Source organism: Tabrizicola sp. (genome assembly GCF_016792905.1).
GTDB lineage: Bacteria > Pseudomonadota > Alphaproteobacteria > Rhodobacterales > Rhodobacteraceae > Tabrizicola.
In genome coordinates this window covers 31081-49977 of the sequence record NZ_JAEULP010000039.1, presented here as the reverse complement: position 1 = coordinate 49977, position 18897 = coordinate 31081, and the positions used below count along the sequence as shown (strand labels likewise).

The following is an 18897-nucleotide window of genomic DNA, read 5'->3' as shown; positions in this document are numbered from 1 at the left end:
GATCCTGCGCGGCGTGGCCGACCTTGCCAATGAAACCCTGCGCCAGCACACCCGCAGCCACCCGGAAACCGACGGCATGGGCGCGACGCTGGTGGTGCCCGCCCTGGTCGAGAACCGGCTCTGGTGGATCTCGATCGGCGACTCGCCGCTGTTTCTCTACCGAAACGGCCGGCTCAGCCAGCTGAACGAAGATCACTCCATGGCGCCGCAGATCGACTTCATGGTGAAGTCAGGGCTGCTTGACGCCGAGGTCGGGCAAAACCATCCCGACCGGAACTGCCTGGTCTCGGTTCTGATGGGCTCGAAGATCGCCAAGATCGACTGCCCTGCGCGGCCCATCGAGCTGAAGGCGGGCGACATCGTGGTCTGCTCGTCCGACGGACTTCAGTTCCTGACCAATGCCCAGATCGAGAAGGTTCTGGCCAGATACCGCAAGACCCGCTCGACCGAGATCGCGGAGCGCCTGCTGGACGAGTTGAACCGGCTGGACGATCCGGACCAGGACAACATCAGCTTCACCGTGATCAAGGTGAACGACGCCTCCGTGCGCCCGAAGCAGGACCGTCCGCCGCGTGAATCGCTCGCGGTCGCGCGGCCGCGCGGGCTGACGATGGCGGTGACAGAGCCGATCGTCCTGCCGCTGCCGGGCCTGGAAGAGCTGCCCGAGGCCAGGCCGCATGAGGTGGCCGCGCTTGCCGCAGAGCTACCCGGGAACAGCGCAACAGAGAACGAGCCAATCGAGGCCGTCGCCGGGCGCGCGCCTGTCGTGCCCCGCAGGTTCGCTGCCCTGGGTTGATCCGGCCCCGACTGTCCGCCCCGGTCAGGTTCGGGCGCGGAAGACACTCATGATCTGCTCCAGCGGCTTCTTCCGCTTGGCGACCGCCGGAACCGTGGCGCTTTCCGCCGGATAGCCGACCGGCAGGATCATCACCGGCTTCTCATGCTCGGGTCGGCCACACATCGGGCCAAGGAATTTCATCGGGTTCGGCGTGTGCTCCAGGCAGACCAGCCCCGCATGATGGATCGCGGCGATCAGGAAGCCGGTCGCAATGCCCACGCTTTCCGGGACGTAGTAATTCTTGTAGCGCGCACCGTCCTCGGTCAGGCCGTAGCGCTGCGCGAAGACCACGATCAGCCAGGGCGCATCGGTCAGGTGCGGCTTCGAGACGCCGGTGCCGATCGGCTCCAGCGCGGCCAGCCATTCGTCGCCCGCCCCGCCGGCGTAGAAGGCGCGTTCTTCCTCTTCCGCCCCCTCGCGGATGCGGGCCTTCATCGCCGGGTCCGAGATCGCCACGAAATGCCAGGGCTGGTGGTTCGCCCCGGACGGCGCGGTCCCCGCCGCCGCGATGCAGGCCGCGATCACCGCCTCGGGCACCGGACGGGTTGAATAGTCCCGCACCGAATGCCGCTTGCGCATGAAGGCCAGGAAACCTTCTGCCCCGGCCAGCGACCCGGCCTCGTCCAGTTCGAGCCGATCCGGCAGCGGCAGCGCCTGATAGCCGACCTCGCCCTTGCGATACATCATCCGCCTCCGATCAATGCCCCGGCGGCAAAGACCAAAGCACCGCCCACCACAACCTGCAAGGCCGCGCGCAGGAAGGGCGTCTCCATGAAACGGTTCTGGATCCAGGCGATGGCCCAAAGCTCGACGAAGACCACGATCATCGCGATGGTCGTCGCCGTCCAGAAATCGGGGATCAGGTAGGGCAGCGCGTGGCCAAGCCCGCCCACCGCGGTCATAACGCCCGAGGCAAGGCCGCGCTTCACGGGTGATCCCCGCCCCGACAGCACGCCATCGTCATGCGCGGCCTCGGTGAAGCCCATCGAGATGCCCGCGCCGACCGAGGCGGCCGAGCCGACCAGGAAAGTCGTCCAGGTGTTGTGCGTCGCGAAGGCGGTGGCAAAGATCGGCGCGAGCGTCGAGACCGAGCCGTCCATCAGCCCGGCCAGCCCCGGCTGTACCCAGGTCAGGATGAACTGGCGCTTCGCCGTCTGGTCCTCTGCGTCGCGCGCATCCTGCGGCAGATGGGTTTCCTCCAGCCGAAGGGCGTGGCGTTCGTGCCCGGCTTCGGCCGCTGCGAGGTCGCCCAGAAGCTTGCGTGTTGCAGCGTCCTGAGTGCGGGCGGCAGCGCGAACGTAGAAGTCCTGCGCCGTTTTCTCCATCGTCGCCGCTTCGCCGCGCATGGTGTCCAGCGACAGGGATTGCGCCAGCCAGATTGGGCGGCGGGCGTAGAACCCCGCCACATGCTCGCGCCGGATCAGCGGGATCACCTCGCCGAACCGCTGGCGATGCAACTCGATCAGCCGCTGGCGGTGGTGGTCCTCCTCGACCGCCATGCCGTCGAACACCGCCGCCGAGGCCGGGAAGTCCACCCGCAACCGTTCGGCGAAGCTGCGGTAGATGCGGGCGTCATCTTCCTCGGAGGAAATCGCCAGTGCCAGCACCTCCTGCTCGGTGAGGTCAGAGAAGCGGCGGCGGAAGGTCAGGGCAGACAGCACGGGGACACCTTAGTTTGGAACGATTCTAATCTATTCCATGTATCGGCGGGCACAATCGCAGATTCTGAACTGATGAGTTCATTTTCCTCTTGCCAAACTGAACTGGCAAGTTTAGATAAGATTCTGAACCGAAGAGTTCAAAATGGAGACTGAAATGACCCGCTTCGCACTTGCCCTGGCTACCACCCTTGCCCTTGCCGCCCCGGTCGCCGCGGATTCGCTGACCACTCTGCTGCCGACGCTCACCTTCCCCGAGGATGTGGTGACGACCTCCACCAAGGGCTGCGACAGCGCCAACACCCAGCCCGCCTGCAAGCTGGCCGAGTGACCCCGGCCGCGCTTGCCGCGCCGGACCGGGATGTTCTATGGTCCCGGTCAGGGGGGCCGATGAACGTCATTGCCGATCATGGGGTCCGGCGCGGCCGGAAGTTCGACCAGGTGCTGGACGGCGCGCACAAGATCTTCATGCGCGACGGGTTCGAGCGGGCCTCGGTCGACGACATCGCGCGGGAAGCAGGAGTATCGAAGGCGACGATCTACGCCTATTTCCCCGACAAGCAGCTTCTGTTCCTGGAAGTCGCGCGCCGCGAATGCCATCGGCAAGCCGAAGCTGCCGAGGCGCTGGTTGAGGGCGATATTCCCGTTCACGTCGCGCTGACCATTGCAGCCGAGCATATCGTCGCCTTCCAGCTTTCGGATTTCGGCCAGCGCATGTTCCGCATCGTGGTGGGCGAGGGCGAACGTTTCCCCGGCCTTGGCCGTCAGTTCCATGATTTCGGGCCTGGGCTGATCCACCAGCGGCTGGTCCATCACCTGCGCTGCTATGTACTGAACGGGCAGTTGCAGATCGACGATCTTGATCTTGCCGCCGACCAGTTCGCGCAGCTCTGCAAGGCGACGATCCACGAGAAGCTGATTTTCGGCATGGCCGAGACGATCACCCCCGAGATGACGCAGCGCAGCGTGCACGGCGCGGTGGACATGTTCCTGGCGCGATATGGGGTGAACGCCTAGCCCTTCAGGCGGACGCGGGCTTTCGGCCCGCGGGGATCGCACTCGAATACTTCGGGATAGGAGGTCAGCCAGGCGCGCCATGACTTCACGGGCCTGTCCGCAAGGCTGATTCCCTCTTGATACAACGCGACCCCGAGCGACTGGATTGGATAACCAGCCGCCCCCGCCCCCGCGATCATCGCGCGCACCCTGTCGACGGTCTCGTCGGCGCAGGTCGCCGACTTCGGCCTGATCGCGGGTTTCGCCGTCCCGGTTGCCTGCGGTGTCGGCTTGCCAATGCGCTCGACCCGGCATCCCTGCTCACGCATGTGGCTCACCAGCGGATCGAAGTCCCGGTCATCCGACACGATGACGAAGGCCTGCGCCAACCCGCGATGCAGGAAATCCATCGCTGCGATCACCAGCGCCATGTCCGCCCGGTTCTTGCCCGCCGATGTTGCGCAATGCGTTGCAATGTAGGCCGTTTCCTGCGCCCAGTCCTTGTGCAACGCCATGTCGCCGAACACCCGGCGAATGGTGACTTCGCCCAGGCGCGCCGCCTTGCTCTCAATCTGGGAAACGCCAGAGCGGGGAAAATTGTCCCCGTCGATCAGCAAGGCAACGCGCGACTTCAAGCGGGGGGCTGGTGAAAGGTCCACGGAGATGCCCAGGCAGGATTCGATCCTTCAAGTTTTGCCCGAGATTTTGGCCGTTTAAGGGCAGTCACCCATTCTCGCGCAGCACAGTCCCCGCCAGATAGAGCGAGCCGCAGATCAGCACCCGGGCCTCGGGCGAGGTTGCCGCAATCCCGGCCAGCGCTTCGGCCACCGACCCGGCCGTCACCGCATCCATCCCCGCCGCGCCTGCGGCGTCGCGCGTCGCCTCGGCGGGAAGCGTGTTCTTCTCGCCCGGAATCGACACCGCATGCAGCCGTGTCACCTCCGGGGCGAGCGGACGCATATAGCCGGTCACGTCCTTGGTGTTGAGCATCCCGCAGATCAGGTGCGTCTCGCGCTTGGGCATCCGCGCCAGCGTCGCCGCCACGGCCTCGCCCCCCGCCGGGTTGTGGCCGCCGTCAAGCCAAAGCTCCACCTGCGGCGCTGCGTCGACCAGCGGGCCGTGCCGCAGGCGCTGCATCCGGGCGGGCCAGAAGGCTTTGGTCACCGCGGCCTCGCAGGCGGCCTCGTCCCTGCCCAAGGCGCGCAGGGCGGCAATCGCGGCCCCGGCGTTCTGGATCTGGTGCGGGCCCGGAAGGTTCGGCAGCGGCAGGTCGAGAAGGCCGTTCTCGTCCTGATAGACCAGCCGCCCGCGATCCTCGAACGCATTCCAATGCTGGCCGAAGGCCAGGACCGGGGCACCCAGCCGCGCGGCCTTGGCCTCGATCACGGCAAGACCTTCCTCCGACTGCGGCCCGACGATCACCGGCACCCCGCGCTTGATGATCCCGGCCTTCTCGCCCGCAATCGCAGCGACAGTGTCCCCCAGGAAAGATTGGTGGTCCAGGCTGACCGGTGTGATGATCGTCAGGCGCGGATGATCCACCACATTGGTGCAGTCAAGCCGACCGCCAAGGCCCACTTCCAGAAGCGTCCAGTCCGCCGGGGTGCGGGCAAAGGCCAGAAAGGCGGCGCAGGTGGTGATCTCGAAGAAGGTTATTTCATCCGAGCCATTGGCGGTCATGCATTCGTCCAGCAGGGACGTCAGCGCAGGTTCGGAAATCAGTTCCCCCGCCAGCCGGATGCGTTCATGGAACCGAGCGAGATGCGGCGAAGTGTAGGCATGAACCTTGTCGCCACCCGCCTCCAGCCCGGCCCGGATCATCGCCTGGGTCGAGCCCTTGCCATTCGTTCCCGCGATATGGATCACCGGAGGAATGACCCGCTCGGGGTTGCCCAAGACCGCCAGCAGTCGCTCAACCCGGCCCATGGTCAAGTCGATGACCTTGGGATGCAGCGTCATCATCCGTTCCAGGATGACGTCGGAACCTTGTGTCATGGGTCAGGCGCCCGCCTCGGCCTTGGCCTCGACCGGTGCGGGAAGGTCGCCCTTGATCGCGGGCGGCTGGCCGGTCAGCATCCGGACCAGCGTCACCAGTTCGTCCTTCAGCGCCTTGCGGTGCACCACCCGGTCCAGCATGCCGTGGTCGAGGAGGTATTCCGCGCGCTGGAAGCCTTCCGGCAGCTTCTCGCGGATCGTCTGCTCGATCACCCGTGCGCCCGCGAAACCGATCTGGGCGTTGGGTTCGGCGATCTGCACATCGCCCAGCATGGCATAGCTGGCCGTGACGCCCCCGGTCGTCGGATGGGTCAGGACGACGATATACGGCAGCCCCGCCTCCTTCAGCATCTGCACTGCAACGGTCGTGCGCGGCATCTGCATCAGCGAGAGCATCCCCTCCTGCATCCGCGCCCCGCCCGAGGCACTGAAAAGGACCAGCGGACGCTTCAGCTTCACCGCCCGCTCCGCCGCCGCGATGATCGCGTTGCCGACATACATGCCCATCGACCCCGCCATGAAGGCGAAATCCTGCGCCGCAGCGACGATGGGTGTGCGGTTGATCTCACCCTCGGCCACCAGCATCGCGTCCTTTTCTCCGCTGGCCTTCTGCGCCGCGCGGAGCCGGTCGGTGTATTTCTTCTGGTCGCGGAAATGCAGCGGGTCAACCACCGCGTCCGGCACCTTGACCTCGGCATAGATGCCGCCGTCGAACAGCGCGTCGAACCGCTCGCGCGGGCTGATCGCCATGTGGTGTTCGCAGGTGGTGCAGACGTTCAGGTTCGCCGCAAGCTCCCGGTGGAACAGCATCGTTCCGCATTCCGGGCACTTCGTCCAAAGATTCTCCGGCACCTCGCGGCGCGAGAAGAGCGAGTTGATCTTCGGACGGACGTAGTTGGTGATCCAGTTCATGCGGTGCCTGCTGCCCCTTTGGTCAGCTTCCCGAGATAAGCCCCGCCGGGCCGAAATGCAATCAGCGGCAATCTGCTTCGGCGGGCTGAAACTTTCGCCTCGCGCCTCCGTTCCTCCGGCATGAGAAGTGGAGGAATGCCATGCCGACGGGACCCCTTGTCTATCGCCAAAGGCTGATCACCCGGATCACGCACTGGGTCTGGGCGGTCAGCCTGTTCTTCCTGATGCTGACCGGGCTCCAGATCTTCAACGCCCATCCCAGCCTGCACATCGGCAAGGAGGCGGGGTTTCAGTACGACAACGCCATTCTCGAAATCGGCGCGCGGCAGGATGGCGATACCCTTGTCGGCGTGACCCGCCTCTTTGGGGCCGAGTTCGACACGACCGGCGTCCTCGGCGTCTCGAACGGCGAGCCGCGCGCCATCCCGGCCGCGCTTACCATTCCGTCCTACCAAAGCCTTGCGACGGGCCGGGCGATCCATTTCTTCTTCGCCTGGGCGCTGGTCGGCACGCTTGCGCTCTGGCTGGCGGCCTCGGCGCTGAACGGCCACTTCCGCCAGTTGCTGCCAACCCTCTCCGACCTGCGCGCGCTGCCCCGCGACATCGCCGACCATGCGCGCCTGCGCTTCCACCATGGGGCGAGCTACGGCGTCTTGCAAAAGCTCGCCTATGCCTCGGTCCTGTTCCTGGCCCTGCCGCTGATGATCCTGACCGGCCTTTCCATGTCGCCCGGGTTCAACGCCGCTGCGCCCTGGCTTCTGGAGCTGTTCCAGGGCCGCCAGACCGCGCGGACGATCCACTTCCTGACCATGCTGGCGCTGATCGCCTTCTTCGCCGTCCATATGGCGATGATCCTGCTCGCTGGCCCCTTGAACGAGATGCGGTCGATCCTGACCGGCTGGTATCGCACTGATGGAGAGAAAGATGTTTGATCGTCGCAAGTTTCTCCTTGGCAGCACTGCGGCAGCGCTCTCCGGTTGCAAGATTTTCGACAGTGCCGGGCGTAGCGACAGCCACCTGCGCGCGCTTTTCGCCAGCCACGAGGGCCTGACCCGCAGCGCCCAGCGCGCGCTGATCGGCGACGCCCTCGCGCCCGAGTTTTCCGAAGCCGACATCCGGCAGGGCCAGCGACCGAACGGTTCGACCGATCCGGTCGACGCGTCCTACCGGCAGATGGCGCAGTCCGCCTTCCGTGACTACCGCCTGACTGTGACCGGGCTGGTCGAGACGCCACAAACCCTGTCGCTGGCCGACCTCACCACCCTGCCCTCCCGGACCCAGATCACCCGGCACGACTGCGTCGAGGGCTGGAGCTGCATCGCCAAATGGCAGGGCGTGCCGCTGGGCACCGTCCTGACATTGGCCAAGCCGAAGCTCACCGCCCGCTACGCCGTCTTTCATTGCTTCGACGCCATAGAACGCAGCCTGTCTGGCGAGGTGTTCTATTATGAAAGCATCGACCTGATCGACGCCTACCATCCGCAGACGATCCTTGCCTATGCGATGAACGGCGCACCCTTGCCGGTGGCGAACGGGGCGCCCTTGCGACTGCGGGTGGAACGGCAGCTCGGCTACAAGATGGCGAAGTACGTCCACACCATCGAGCTGACCGACAGCCTTGCCACGCTTGGCTTCGGCAAGGGCAGCTACTGGGCCGACCGGGGATACGAGCGGTACGCGGGAATCTGAGGACCCAAGTTTGTTCGAAGAAACTTGCAAAATCCTTCGAAGGATTTTGGCCCTACCCCCAGGTCGGGTGGAACTTGCCCGCAGGCGACAGGGTGAAGATCTCGCAGCCCGTGGCCGTGACGCCGACAGAATGCTCGAATTGCGCCGACAGCGACTTGTCCCGCGTCACCGCCGTCCAGTCGTCGGCCAGAACCTTCGTCTCGGGGCGGCCAAGGTTCACCATCGGCTCGATGGTGAAGAACATGCCTTCCTCCAGCACCGGACCCGAGCCAGCGCGGCCATAGTGCAGCACGTTCGGCGGCGCATGGAACACCCGGCCCAGCCCGTGCCCGCAAAAGTCGCGCACCACCGACATCCGCTGCGCCTCGACATAGGCCTGGATCGCATGGCCGATGTCGCCGAACGTGTTGCCCGGTTTCACCGCCGCAATCCCGCGCATCAGGCCCTCATGCGTGACCTCGATCAGCCGCTCGGCCTTGCGCGCCAGTTGACCGGCCACATACATCCGGCTCGTGTCGCCGTACCAGCCATCGACGATCACCGTGACATCGACGTTCAGGATGTCGCCGTCCACCAGCACCTTCGGCCCCGGAATGCCGTGGCAGACCACATGGTTCACGCTGATGCAGGAGGCGTGCTTGTAGCCCTTGTAGCCCACCGTCGCCGAGGTGACGCCGCGCCGCGCGATCTCTGCCGTGATGAAATCGTCGATCACCGCCGTCGTCGCGCCCGGCACGACCAGGTGTGCCACGGCATCCAGAATCTCGGCCGCGACCCGCCCCGCCAGGCGCATCCCCGCGAAATCCGCGTCTTCGTAGATGCGGATGCCGTCTTTCGTGATGCGCGCGCGAATGTCGTCCAAGGCCAGTCTCTCCAAGGCCAGTCTCCTTGGCCCCTACATAAGAGCCTTGCGCCGAATTGGCCAGAGGCCGGGGTTTGAAAGCCCGCGCAGGCAGGGCTATACCCGCAGCTGTGATCAGGAGAGACCGGCCATGACCAATCCGACCGCGGCGATACTGGTGATCGGCGACGAAATCCTGTCAGGCCGAACCCGCGATTCGAACCTGCATTTCCTGGCGGGCGAACTGACCCGGATCGGCATCACCCTGCGCGAGGCGCGCATCGTCGCCGACATCCATCCCGAAATCGTCGCCGCCGTCCGGGCTCTGTCTGGGAAATACACCCATGTCTTCACCAGCGGCGGCATCGGCCCCACCCATGACGACATCACCGCCGATGCGGTGGCCGAGGCGATGGGGGCGAAGATCGGCCACCGCGCCGATGCGATGGCGCTCCTCCAGGCGCATTACGACCGCTCCGGCCTGCCGTTCAACGAGGCCCGGCAGCGCATGGCCCGCATCCCCGATGGCGCAAGCCTGATCGACAACCCGGTCTCGACCGCGCCGGGCTTCACGCTTGGCAACGTGCATGTGATGGCGGGGGTGCCGAAGATCTTCGAGGCGATGGTTGCTTCAGTCCTGCCCAAGCTTACGGGCGGCCCGCCGCTTCTGTCGCAAACCCTGCGCGTCGACCGGGGCGAGGGCGAGATTGCCACCAGCTTCGGGGCGCTTGCCGCCGAATTTCCCGACCTGTCCATGGGCTCCTACCCCTTCATCCAGAACGGCGCGCATGGCACCAACCTGGTGATCCGGGGCACCGATCCGGGGCGGCTGGATCAGGCCATGGTCAAGCTGACGCGGATGTTCGGATGACCCCCGCCCTGCTTGCCGAAGTCATGGAGGCGACCTGGCCCGCCGCCCGAAGCTGGCGCCTGGGCCCTTTCACCCTGCGCGACGGTGCGGGCGGTGGCAAGCGTGTCTCGGCGGCGAGTGCCGAGGGCCCCTTCACCGCGCAGGACCTGGACGCCGCCGAGGCCGCGATGCCGGAACCCCTGTTCCTGATCCGCCCCGGCGACGAGGCGCTGGACGCCGCCCTCGACGCCCGTGGCTGGTGCATCATCGACCCGGTGATCGCCTACGCCGCCCCGGTCGTGGCGCTGGCAGCCGAACTTCCGGGCCTCACCGCCTTTCCGCACTGGCCGCCCCTGGAAATCGCCCGCACGCTCTGGGCCGAGGGCGGGATCGGCCCCGCCCGGATCGCCGTCATGGACCGCGTGACCGGCCCCAAGGCGGCACTTCTGGGTCGCACCGGCGACCGCCCCGCCGGTATCGCCTTCGTCGCCTGCCACGGGACCGACGCGATGCTCCATGCGCTGGAGGTGCGGGAGACGCAGCGTCGGCAGGGCCTTGGGCGAAACCTCCTGCACGCCGCCGCCAACTGGGCCGCCACCCAGGGTGCCGCCCGGCTGTCACTGGTCGTCACCCGGCAGAACGCCGCCGCCCGCGCGCTCTACACTCGCCTTGGGATGCAGATTGTGGGACAGTATCACTACCGAATGAAATGATCGCGGAAAGCGACCCCTGCCCGTGTCGAAGGCCCTTTTCCTTATCCCTCTCCTTGCCACGCTGGCCCAACCCGTCGCCGCCCTGACGCTGGATCTTCCGGCCAAGGTGCTGGGCGAGGAAACCCGCAGCGCCAATCCGGCGAGCTATGCCCTGCCCGTCGCCGCCTTCAACGGGATCAACGTGCCTTCCCAGCAGGTCGAGGGCGCGCTGGACCAGCGGGCGTTCCGGCTGGACGCGGCAGAAATGACCACGCTCGCCATCCTCGCTCCGCTGCGCGATCAGGTACGGGCGGCAGGCTACGAGATCGTCTTCGAATGCGAGGCCCGCGCCTGCGGCGGCTTCGATTTCCGCTTCAACACCGACGTTCTTCCCGAACCCGACATGCATGTCGACCTCGGCGATTTCCGCTTTCTCTCGGCCCAGAAGGGAGCCGAGGCCGTGTCGATCCTGGTCAGCCGCAGCGCGGGCGCGGCCTATGTCCAGATCACCCGCATCACCGATGCGCCCCTGCCCGCAACGCCGGTGGAAACACCCGTCAACCTGAACGTCGAGACGACGCCAACGGGGACGGAAGCCACCGTGCCCGCCTCTGCCGTTGCCGCCGATCTGGATGCCAAGGGCTCGGCCGTGCTGGACGATCTGGTCTTCGCCAGCGGCGCGGCAACCCTGACCGCGGGCGACTACCCCTCGCTTGCCGCGGTGGCGGCCTGGCTCGACGCGAATCCGGAAGGCACCATCGCGCTCGTCGGCCATACCGATGCGTCCGGCAGCCTTGCCGCCAACGTGGCCCTGTCCGAGCGCCGCGCCGAGGCGGTGGCCGAAGTGCTGGTCGACAGGTACGGCGCCGATCGCGCCCGTGTCGACGCCGAAGGCGTGGGCTTCCTTGCCCCGCGCGCCACGAACCAGACCGAGGAAGGGCGCCAGAAAAACAGACGGGTCGAAGTGATTGTCACTTCGACCCGTTGACGGGCCCGAGAGAGGGAAGGACCGTCACCAGTTGTCGGGGCCCTTGTCGGTATAGCGCCGTGCCAGGAAATCGATGAAGGCCCGCACCTTGGGCTGGGTGAACCGCCCCGGCGGATAGACCGCATAGATGCCCAGAACCTCGACCGGCAGGCCGGGAATAGCTTCTTCCACCAGCCCCTGTCGCATCGCGTCGGCGTAAAGGAACGAGGGCAGGTAAGCGATGCCCAGGCCCGAAATCGCCGCATTCAGCAGAGATTGCCCGTCGTTCACCGTCAGCCAGCCAACCGAGCGGACCTGCCGCTTTTCGCCCGACGGCGCGGTGATCTTCCAGACATTGCCGTTGGCCTGGTTGGAATAGTGCAGCAGCTTGTGGTCGTTCAGGTCGTCGATCTTCTGCGGCCGCCCGAACTTCTGGAAATAGCCCGGCGCGCCGATCATCCGCTTGGTGGTTTCGGTCAGCTTCCGGGCACGAAGCGAGGAATCCTCCAGCTCGCCCACCCGGATCGCCATGTCGAAGCCTTCGCTGATCAGCTCGACGTAGCGGTTGTTCAGGACCATGTTCACGGTGATGTCGGGGTATTCCAGCAGGAAGTCCCCCAGGATCGGCGACAACAGGTTCACCCCGAAATCCGTGGCGACCGACACCCGCAACAAGCCCGAGGGCGCGGACTGCATCGACGTCACCAGCGCGTCGGCCTCGCCCGCGTCGTTCAGTACGCGGCGGGCGCGGTCGTAATAGGCAAGGCCGATCTCGGTCGGGGAAACGCGGCGGGTGGTGCGGTTCAGAAGCCGTGCGCCAAGGCGGGCTTCCAGGGCGGACACATGTTTCGAGACGGCGGATTTGGAAATCCCCATCTTCTTGGCTGCATCGGTGAAGCCGCCCTGGTCCACTACCGTGGCAAAGGCCTCCATCTCTGTCAGTCGATCCATATTGTCCTCTTGGGGAACAGCCACGCCGGTTTTGTTATCGACAGGTTTCACCGGGAAATCGGGCAGGAAGGTGGCAATCAGGCGTTTGATCCGGGGTATTGTGGGGGATCGTTCATGGCATCGAAACGTTCACGGCGGCCTTTCATCGGCAAGCCCCTGCCGGAACCGGCGAGTGTTCTCGGCAAGGAAAGGCCTGCATCCCGTCCGTCGGCGGGAAAACGTTCCAGATTCCCGATCGCTCCGGCGGCTGTCAGCCGCCCCACGGCAGCCATGCTTGGCGTGTCTGGAATATCTTTCCGGCAGCCTTTAGCTAGCCCGTCAAGACGCGGACAATCCGGGTCTTGCAATCGTGGATAGCAAAAGGAGACTTCCATGAAACGCTTCGCAATCGCGCTCGCGCCCCTCGCCCTGGCTTCGGCCGCCCTTGCGCAGGCCACCCTGCCCGAGGTCGCCGACACCGACGGCAACGGAACCTGGTCGCTGGCCGAGCTTCAGGCGGTCTGGACGGATCTGACCGAAGACAACTTCAAGGCCATCGACACCACCGCCGACGGCGCGGTCGACGCGACCGAGCTTCAGGCCGCGCTGGACGGCGGCGTGATCAAGGCGCCGGAAGCGGCTACCAACGGCTGACCCTGGCAGGGGCGCCCCGTCCTTCGACCGGGCGCCCCTACAGCCGTGCGGCCAGGCGCGCGGCCTGATTGATCGCGCGCTTGGCATCCAACTCGGCGGCGACATCCGCCCCACCGATCAGATGGTGGGGGATGCCGCGACGGTCCAGCTCGGCGCTGAGCCCCCGTTCCGGCTCTTGCCCTGCGCAGAGCACCACGGCATCGACCGCGAGCAGTTCCGGCTGGTCGCGGTTCGGTCCATGGCTGATCCACAGCCCCTCGGCCGTGATCCGCTCGTAGTTCACCCCGCCGATCATCTTCACCCGTTTCATCGCCAGGCTTGCACGGTGAATCCAGCCCGTGGTCTTGCCCAGATGCCGACCGGGCTTCTCGGCCTTGCGCTGCAACAGATACACCTCGCGCGCAGGCGGATGCGGCTTCGGGCCTTCCGGCTCCAGTCCCCCCCGATCCTTCCAGGGAGCGCTGACCCCCCATTCCGCCCGCCAAAGGGGCGCGTCCAGCGTTGGGCTGACCCCTTCATGCACCAGCGTTTCGGCCACGTCGAAACCGATCCCGCCCGCGCCCACCACGGCGACGCGAGGGCCGGGCTGCGCCCCCTTGAGGATGTCGACGTAGCTGAAGAGCCGCGCCCCCGTCTCGACCGGAATGCCCGGATCGCGCGGCGTCACGCCGGTCGCAATCACCACCTCGTCGAATCCCGCCAAGTCGTCGGCCGTCGCCGCCTGCCCCAGCCGCAGCGTGATGCCGGGGCCGCGCAGCATCGTCGCGAACCAGTCGACCAGCCCGTGAAACTCCTCTTTCCCCGGCACCTGCTTGGCAAGGTTCAACTGCCCGCCCACCTGGTCCGCCCTGTCGAACAGCGTGACCCGGTGCCCCCGCCCCGCCGCGACGATGGCCGCCATCATCCCGGCGGGCCCGGCCCCCACCACGGCGATCCGCTTCGGGACGACCGCCGGGTCATAGACAAGCTCCGTCTCGTGGCAGGCGCGCGGGTTTACCAGGCAGGAGGTCAGCTTGCCGGAAAAGGTATGGTCCAGGCAGGCCTGGTTGCAGGCGATGCAGGGCGCGATTTCCGCCCCCCGGCCCTGCGCCGCCTTGCTGATGAACTCGGCATCCGCCAGCCAGGGCCGCGCCATCGACACCATGTCCGCGACACCCTCGGCCAGAAGCCGCTCCGCCACATCCGGCGCGTTGATCCGGTTCGAGGTGATCACCGGAATCGCAACCTCCGGCCGCAACCGCGCCGTCAGGTGCGCGAAGCCTGCCCGGGGAACCGAGGTCGCAATCGTCGGCACCCGCGCCTCGTGCCAGCCGATCCCGGTGTTCAGGACCGAAGCCCCCGCCGCCTCGATGGCCTTTGCCAGCTGCACGACCTCGTCCCAGGTCGAGCCATCGGGCACCAGGTCGATCAGCGAGATGCGGTAGACCAGCACGGCCCCCGGCCCCATCCCCGCCCGCACCCGGGCCACCACCTCAACCGGCAGCCGCATCCGGTTCTCATACGACCCGCCCCAGCGATCCGTGCGGCGGTTGGTGTGGGCCACAAGGAACTCGTTCAGGAAATAGCCTTCCGACCCCATCACCTCGACGCCGTCATAGCCCGCCTCGACGGCCCGCGCCGCCGCCGTGGCGATGTCACCGATCTGCTTCTCGATCCCTTCCTCGTCCAGCTCGCGCGGCGGGAAAGGCGAGATCGGCGACTTGATCGCCGAGGGCGCCACGCAGTCCTTGCCATAGGCATAGCGCCCCGCATGCAGGATCTGCATCGCGATATGCCCGCCCTCGGCATGGACTGCCTCTGTCACGCGCCGATGGTTCGCGATGTCCCTGTCCGAGAACAACCCTGCAGCGCCGGGAAACACCCCGCCCTCGCGGTTCGGCGCCATGCCCCCGGTCACGATCAGCCCCGCCCCGCCCCGCGCCCGCGCCGCGTAGAAGGCCGCGACCCGGCCCCAGTCGCCAGTTTCCTCCAGCCCGGTGTGCATCGAGCCCATCAGGCTGCGGTTCCTGAGCGTAACCGCTCCCAGGGTGATCGGCGACAGAAGGTGTGGATAGCTGGTCATGGCGGTCTCCCTTGCGGGCAGAATGGCGAAGCCCGCCACCGTCGTCACCACGAACGCGACGTCACAGCACCACCACCTGCGCCGGATCCAGAAGCCAGGGCGCGATGATCCCGCAGGTATCGGCCAGGGGCAGCAGGCTTTCCGGCACCTCCATCCCGATCACCCGGCGCATGAACTCCGCCCGCGCGGCGCAGCGCCGGGCCACGTTCGGATGCGTCCGGGCCAGCGCGCCGCGCAATGCGTCGTCCGCGATCACGTAGCCATCCTCCATCCGGGTCGAGCCCCAGGTGACGTGAGCCGGAATAACGTCCATCTGCATCGCCATGCCCGAAGCGAGGGGGATCTCCGACCCCGGCGTGATGGGCGAGGACATCCACTCGTCCAGTCCGATCAGATGGCCGGGGTTCAGCGTCACCCCGAACCTGTCGGGCAGGCGGTCGTCGATCATCGCCCAGACCGCCCCGCCACTCACGCCCGGCCGCATCATGCCGCACCAGTTCGACATCGCGCGCGTGTAGGGAAAGACGAACTCCTCCAGATAGCCCGCCGCATTTGGCGGCAGGTCCCCCTGCCCCCGCGCCATCCAGCCCGCGCGGCAGATGTTCGACCCCCAATGCGCGACGTTGAAGCTGGCGGGCTTCCCCCGCGCGATCCGGTCGCCCACCGGCCCCGACAGGCCCGGCGTGTCCCCCATCGCGAACGTCACATGGCAGCCCAGCGGCAGTCCCCCGATCCGCGCCGCCTCGACCGCCGCGAAATCGGTCATCCCCTCCTGCAACGCGAAGACCATCCGCTTCAGTGCCGATGCCGCCATGTGGTTCGAAAATTCCAGCCGGGCGATCTCGTCAACGCCCGCGCGCGCCCGCAGCCCAGATCCCGGATGCATGAAAAGTGCAGTCGCATTCTCCACCAGCCCCGCCCGCTGCCGCAGCGGGTCGGCCAGGAAGGCCGGGATGTCCAGCGCCAGCGCCGGGTCGGTCCCCGGCGGCAACTCTTCCGCCCCGTACCACTTCCACCCCACCGCGCCGATGGTCGCGCCCGACGGAACCACCTCCTCCAGCCATTCCCAGAGCCGCCGCGACGCCCTCGGCTGGCTTGGCAGGGACAGCGAGGCGCAATGCCCCGTCCGCACCTTTCCCGCCACGACCAGCGGCGACACGACCGTATAGGCAAGGCATTCGTTGCCCGCGATCAGAAGGGCGTCATCCGGCGTGACCACCAGCACCGCCTCCTCGAAGCGCGGATCGAAGCCGGTCAGCCAGTGCAGGTTCGCCGCATGCTCGCGGTCGCCATAGACGACCAGCGCCTGATACCCCGCCCCTGCCATCGCCGCGCGCACTGCCGCCAGCCGCCCCTCGGCCTCCGCCAGCGAGAAGGCGGGCGGAAGGTCCGGCGTCCCGTTGTCCGGCCAGTCCAGACGCTGCAATCTGGTCATCCCCCGCCCCCATGCCCTGCGCCGCACCAACCTGACGCACAACCGGGCCACAACGCAACGATTGTCGGACAGACCAACCACTCGGTCGCCCCCCGGCGCAGGCGATCGCCGCCCCAGTCCTTCCTTGCGAATCCCGCCACCGCCGCCTATATGACCCCGCGAGAGGTTGGCGCGGGCAGGCGCCTCGCCAACCCGGTCAGGTCCGGAAGGAAGCAGCCGTAACGAGATCCGTTTGGGTCGTTGTCCAGCCTCTCACCTTTCCCCATCCTGTCGGCTTTCGCGATGACTGACGCCCAGCGCACCTTCCGCAAGCTCGCCCAGGCCAACCGGCTTGCGAATGCCCGCCTGCACCGCGCCTGCGCCGGCCTTGACCCTGCCGACCTGACCGCGCCCCGCCCTGCCTTCTTCGGCACGATCCAGGCCACGCTGAACCACATGCTCATGGTCGACCGCTTCTACCTGAACGCGCTTCTCGGCCGCGCTCTCGACCGCGCCCTGCTGGACGAGGCGACCTTCTGCCCCGACCTGCCGACCCTCACGGCCTGGCAGGCCGATACCGACCTTGCCCTCATCGCCCAAGTCGACGGCCTCACGTCGGAAACCCTGGCCGAAATCGTCGCCATCGACCGGGGCGAGCGGGTCCAGCACGACCGGCGCGACGACGTCCTGTCGCATCTGTTCCAGCACCAGACCCACCACCGCGGCCAGGTCCACGGGCTCCTTTCCGCCACGCCGGTCAAGCCGCCGCAACTCGACGAGTTCATCGTCGGCGACGATGCAGCAGCCCGCAGCGAAGACATGGCCCGTCTCGGCTGGACCGAAGCCGACCTGATGCGCTGATCAGTCCAGGATCGCCGGCCACAGGACCGCATTGCGCCGGGTAAAGGGCGGGATATGCCCGATCCGCTCCAGCCCGAAATCCTCCGGCCGCAGCACCTTCTGCTCCTTCATCGCCTCGGGATACAGGGCCCGCGCGCGCCAGACCGCAGTCGGCGGCACCAGATCGTCATCCGCCACCGCGATCATCCGCAGTCGGGCCGTCACCCGCGCCGGATCGGGAAGGGGAAGCGTCCGCCCCACATCCGACAGATGCCAGCCCCGCGCCAGGCACCAGCGCCGCCAGTCCTCATAAACGCCGCGCGGCAGGTCGGCGCCCAGCCCAACCAGCTGCCCGGGCAGATAGCCCGCGACCTTCGCGGCCAGGCGCACCGGCGGCGACCAGAAAACCCGCGCCTTCCAGCGGTAGCGCAGCGGATGGTCCGTCACATGCGTCAGCCCCGAGCCGACGGTGATCGCGCGGCTGACCCGGCCCATCGCCTCGTGCCAGCCCAGCCACAACCCGCCGACCGAATGGCCCAGCACCCAGAGCGGCGTGTCCGGATACATCCGTGCCAACGTGGCAAGCGCGGCGTTCTGGTCATGCCGCCCCCAGTCTGCCAGCGTTGCCCTTGCCCCCCGCATCGGTCGGCGCAGCGAGGCGCCGAAATCCCGGTAGTCATAGGTCAACACCGCCATGTCACGCTCGGCCGCTGCCCATTCGGCGAAGCCCCGGTAGTATCGGGCCGGGGCACCCGTCGCGCCGTGCAGCACCAGCGCCGCCCGAGGCGTGCCCCTGGGCCGCACCAGGCGCCCGCGCAACAGCGCGCCCTCGCTGCGGATGTCCAGGTCCTCGCCGTCCACGCCACGCACCGCACTCGTTGCATCCAGCATCGTCCGGCTCCGCTCGTTAGACCGATTGGTCTAGTAGCATGATTAGACCAATCGGTCTAGTCTTTTCCCCAAGCAGGGCTTTCCCTATGTTGAAGTGATGACCGAAGAGCCCACCACCCGCGACCGCCTGGTCCTTGCCGCCACCCGGCTGTTCCGCCAGCGCGGCTATGACGGCACCGGGCTGACCGAGATCCTGACCGAGGCAGGGGTTCCCAAGGGCTCGCTCTACCACCACTTCCCGGACGGCAAGGCCGACCTCGCCTGCGCTGCCGCGGACTGGACCGCCTCGGAAATCATCCGGGTGATCGACGACAGCTTTCGCGCTGCGCCGGACTGGCGGCAGGGGATCACGACCTTCTGCTACAAGATGGCCAAGCTCTTCGACATCCTGAACAGCGCCGACGCCTGCCCGATCTTCGGCCTGTTGTTCGAAGGCCCCGACCATGACCGCTTCCGCGCCCAGGCCGAACGATCCCTCGACCGCATCATCGCCGCCGCCGCCCGCTACGGCGAAGGGCTGGGAATGCCCCCCGAAACCGCCCAGGACGCTGCCGAGACCTTCATCATCGGCTTCCAGGGCAGCTGGACCCTCGCCCGCACCCGCCGCAAGTCCGACGTCCTGCGCGGCCTGCCCGCCCGTCTCTACGGCCCCACGATGTAGGGTGTGC

General features: G+C 67.1%; 21 protein-coding genes and 1 other RNA gene. 12 read left to right on the top strand and 10 right to left on the bottom strand.

Annotated features, from left to right (window positions below; genetic code table 11):
• Window positions 1-796, top strand: a 796-nt coding sequence (locus tag JNL31_RS09275; RefSeq protein WP_294972612.1) for a PP2C family serine/threonine-protein phosphatase, incomplete at its 5' end; no start/stop codon positions are given.
• Between the two features lie 24 nt (window positions 797-820).
• Here the strand turns inward: JNL31_RS09275 and JNL31_RS09270 are convergent.
• Window positions 821-1522, bottom strand: a complete 702-nt coding sequence (locus JNL31_RS09270) for a nitroreductase family protein (RefSeq protein WP_294972619.1) — start codon at window positions 1520-1522, stop codon at window positions 821-823.
• Entirely contained in the window at window positions 1522-2499 is a 978-nt protein-coding gene (gene mbfA / locus JNL31_RS09265; RefSeq protein ID WP_294972609.1) for an iron exporter MbfA, read from the bottom strand. Before mbfA ends, JNL31_RS09270 begins: the two co-directional genes overlap by 1 nt.
• 154 nt (window positions 2500-2653) lie before the next feature.
• On the opposite strand from mbfA, the gene JNL31_RS09260 reads away from it, so the two are divergent.
• Both JNL31_RS09260 and JNL31_RS09255 read left to right on the top strand, forming a co-directional pair.
• The gene (locus tag JNL31_RS09260; RefSeq protein WP_294972606.1) at window positions 2654-2827 is read left to right on the top strand and encodes a hypothetical protein; all 174 of its coding nucleotides are present in this window, start codon (window positions 2654-2656) and stop codon (window positions 2825-2827) included.
• Between the two features lie 59 nt (window positions 2828-2886).
• Window positions 2887-3513 carry a TetR/AcrR family transcriptional regulator gene (locus JNL31_RS09255; RefSeq protein WP_294972603.1) on the top strand — a complete coding sequence of 209 codons (627 nt, stop codon included), beginning with the start codon at window positions 2887-2889 and terminating at the stop codon, window positions 3511-3513.
• Here the strand turns inward: JNL31_RS09255 and JNL31_RS09250 are convergent.
• The 3 genes from JNL31_RS09250 to accD form a co-directional block, all read right to left on the bottom strand.
• Window positions 3510-4109, bottom strand: a complete 600-nt coding sequence (locus JNL31_RS09250) for an NYN domain-containing protein (RefSeq protein ID WP_294972601.1) — start codon at window positions 4107-4109, stop codon at window positions 3510-3512. The genes JNL31_RS09255 and JNL31_RS09250 overlap by 4 nt on opposite strands.
• 106 nt (window positions 4110-4215) lie before the next feature.
• On the bottom strand, window positions 4216-5487 hold the full coding sequence (locus JNL31_RS09245) for a folylpolyglutamate synthase/dihydrofolate synthase family protein (RefSeq protein WP_294972599.1): 1272 nt from the start codon (window positions 5485-5487) through the stop codon (window positions 4216-4218).
• A 3-nt stretch (window positions 5488-5490) separates the two neighbouring features.
• The gene (gene accD / locus JNL31_RS09240) at window positions 5491-6399 is read right to left on the bottom strand and encodes an acetyl-CoA carboxylase, carboxyltransferase subunit beta (protein ID WP_294972598.1); all 909 of its coding nucleotides are present in this window, start codon (window positions 6397-6399) and stop codon (window positions 5491-5493) included.
• Window positions 6400-6539: 140 nt separating this feature from the next.
• Between accD and JNL31_RS09235 the strand changes: the two genes are divergently transcribed.
• Both JNL31_RS09235 and JNL31_RS09230 read left to right on the top strand, forming a co-directional pair.
• Entirely contained in the window at window positions 6540-7331 is a 792-nt protein-coding gene (locus tag JNL31_RS09235) for a cytochrome b/b6 domain-containing protein (RefSeq protein ID WP_294972596.1), read from the top strand.
• Window positions 7324-8088: a molybdopterin-dependent oxidoreductase gene (locus JNL31_RS09230; RefSeq protein ID WP_294972594.1), complete on the top strand. Its 765-nt coding sequence runs from the start codon at window positions 7324-7326 to the stop codon at window positions 8086-8088. Before JNL31_RS09235 ends, JNL31_RS09230 begins: the two co-directional genes overlap by 8 nt.
• Before the next feature lie 52 nt (window positions 8089-8140).
• Here the strand turns inward: JNL31_RS09230 and map are convergent, their stop codons facing one another.
• Complete coding sequence (map, locus tag JNL31_RS09225; RefSeq protein WP_294972617.1) at window positions 8141-8950, bottom strand: type I methionyl aminopeptidase; 810 nt, start codon at window positions 8948-8950, stop codon at window positions 8141-8143.
• 130 nt (window positions 8951-9080) lie between these two features.
• Here map and JNL31_RS09220 point away from each other — a divergent pair, with 130 nt between their 5' ends.
• From JNL31_RS09220 to JNL31_RS09210, 3 genes are read left to right on the top strand one after another with little or no spacing between them, the layout of a single operon-like run.
• Entirely contained in the window at window positions 9081-9800 is a 720-nt protein-coding gene (locus JNL31_RS09220; RefSeq protein ID WP_294972591.1) for a molybdopterin-binding protein, read from the top strand.
• On the top strand, window positions 9797-10492 hold the full coding sequence (locus JNL31_RS09215; RefSeq protein ID WP_294972589.1) for an N-acetyltransferase: 696 nt from the start codon (window positions 9797-9799) through the stop codon (window positions 10490-10492). Before JNL31_RS09220 ends, JNL31_RS09215 begins: the two co-directional genes overlap by 4 nt.
• A gap of 22 nt (window positions 10493-10514) precedes the next feature.
• The gene (locus tag JNL31_RS09210) at window positions 10515-11459 is read left to right on the top strand and encodes an OmpA family protein (RefSeq protein ID WP_294972588.1); all 945 of its coding nucleotides are present in this window, start codon (window positions 10515-10517) and stop codon (window positions 11457-11459) included.
• A 24-nt stretch (window positions 11460-11483) separates the two neighbouring features.
• Here the strand turns inward: JNL31_RS09210 and JNL31_RS09205 are convergent, their stop codons facing one another.
• Window positions 11484-12389, bottom strand: coding sequence for a LysR family transcriptional regulator (locus JNL31_RS09205; protein WP_294972586.1), 906 nt, complete (start codon window positions 12387-12389; stop codon window positions 11484-11486).
• Window positions 12390-12761: 372 nt separating this feature from the next.
• On the opposite strand from JNL31_RS09205, the gene JNL31_RS09200 reads away from it, so the two are divergent.
• A complete protein-coding gene (locus JNL31_RS09200) occupies window positions 12762-13022 on the top strand; it encodes an EF-hand domain-containing protein (RefSeq protein ID WP_294972583.1) in 261 nt (86 codons plus the stop codon).
• 37 nt (window positions 13023-13059) lie between these two features.
• Here JNL31_RS09200 and JNL31_RS09195 read toward each other — a convergent pair whose 3' ends face one another.
• On the bottom strand, window positions 13060-15084 hold the full coding sequence (locus tag JNL31_RS09195; RefSeq protein ID WP_294972581.1) for an NADPH-dependent 2,4-dienoyl-CoA reductase: 2025 nt from the start codon (window positions 15082-15084) through the stop codon (window positions 13060-13062).
• Between the two features lie 61 nt (window positions 15085-15145).
• Entirely contained in the window at window positions 15146-16519 is a 1374-nt protein-coding gene (locus JNL31_RS09190; RefSeq protein WP_294972579.1) for an aminopeptidase P family N-terminal domain-containing protein, read from the bottom strand.
• A 159-nt stretch (window positions 16520-16678) separates the two neighbouring features.
• On the opposite strand from JNL31_RS09190, the gene ffs reads away from it, so the two are divergent.
• Together ffs and JNL31_RS09180 are read left to right on the top strand one after the other, a co-directional pair.
• Window positions 16679-16777, top strand: an RNA gene (gene ffs, locus JNL31_RS09185) — signal recognition particle sRNA small type.
• Between the two features lie 24 nt (window positions 16778-16801).
• A complete protein-coding gene (locus JNL31_RS09180; protein ID WP_294972577.1) occupies window positions 16802-17359 on the top strand; it encodes a DinB family protein in 558 nt (185 codons plus the stop codon).
• On the opposite strand, the gene JNL31_RS09175 is transcribed toward JNL31_RS09180, so the two are convergent.
• Window positions 17360-18229 carry an alpha/beta hydrolase gene (locus JNL31_RS09175; RefSeq protein WP_294972575.1) on the bottom strand — a complete coding sequence of 290 codons (870 nt, stop codon included), beginning with the start codon at window positions 18227-18229 and terminating at the stop codon, window positions 17360-17362.
• Window positions 18230-18326: 97 nt separating this feature from the next.
• Here JNL31_RS09175 and JNL31_RS09170 point away from each other — a divergent pair, with 97 nt between their 5' ends.
• On the top strand, window positions 18327-18890 hold the full coding sequence (locus JNL31_RS09170; protein WP_294972574.1) for a TetR/AcrR family transcriptional regulator: 564 nt from the start codon (window positions 18327-18329) through the stop codon (window positions 18888-18890).
• Window positions 18891-18897 lie beyond the last annotated feature (7 nt).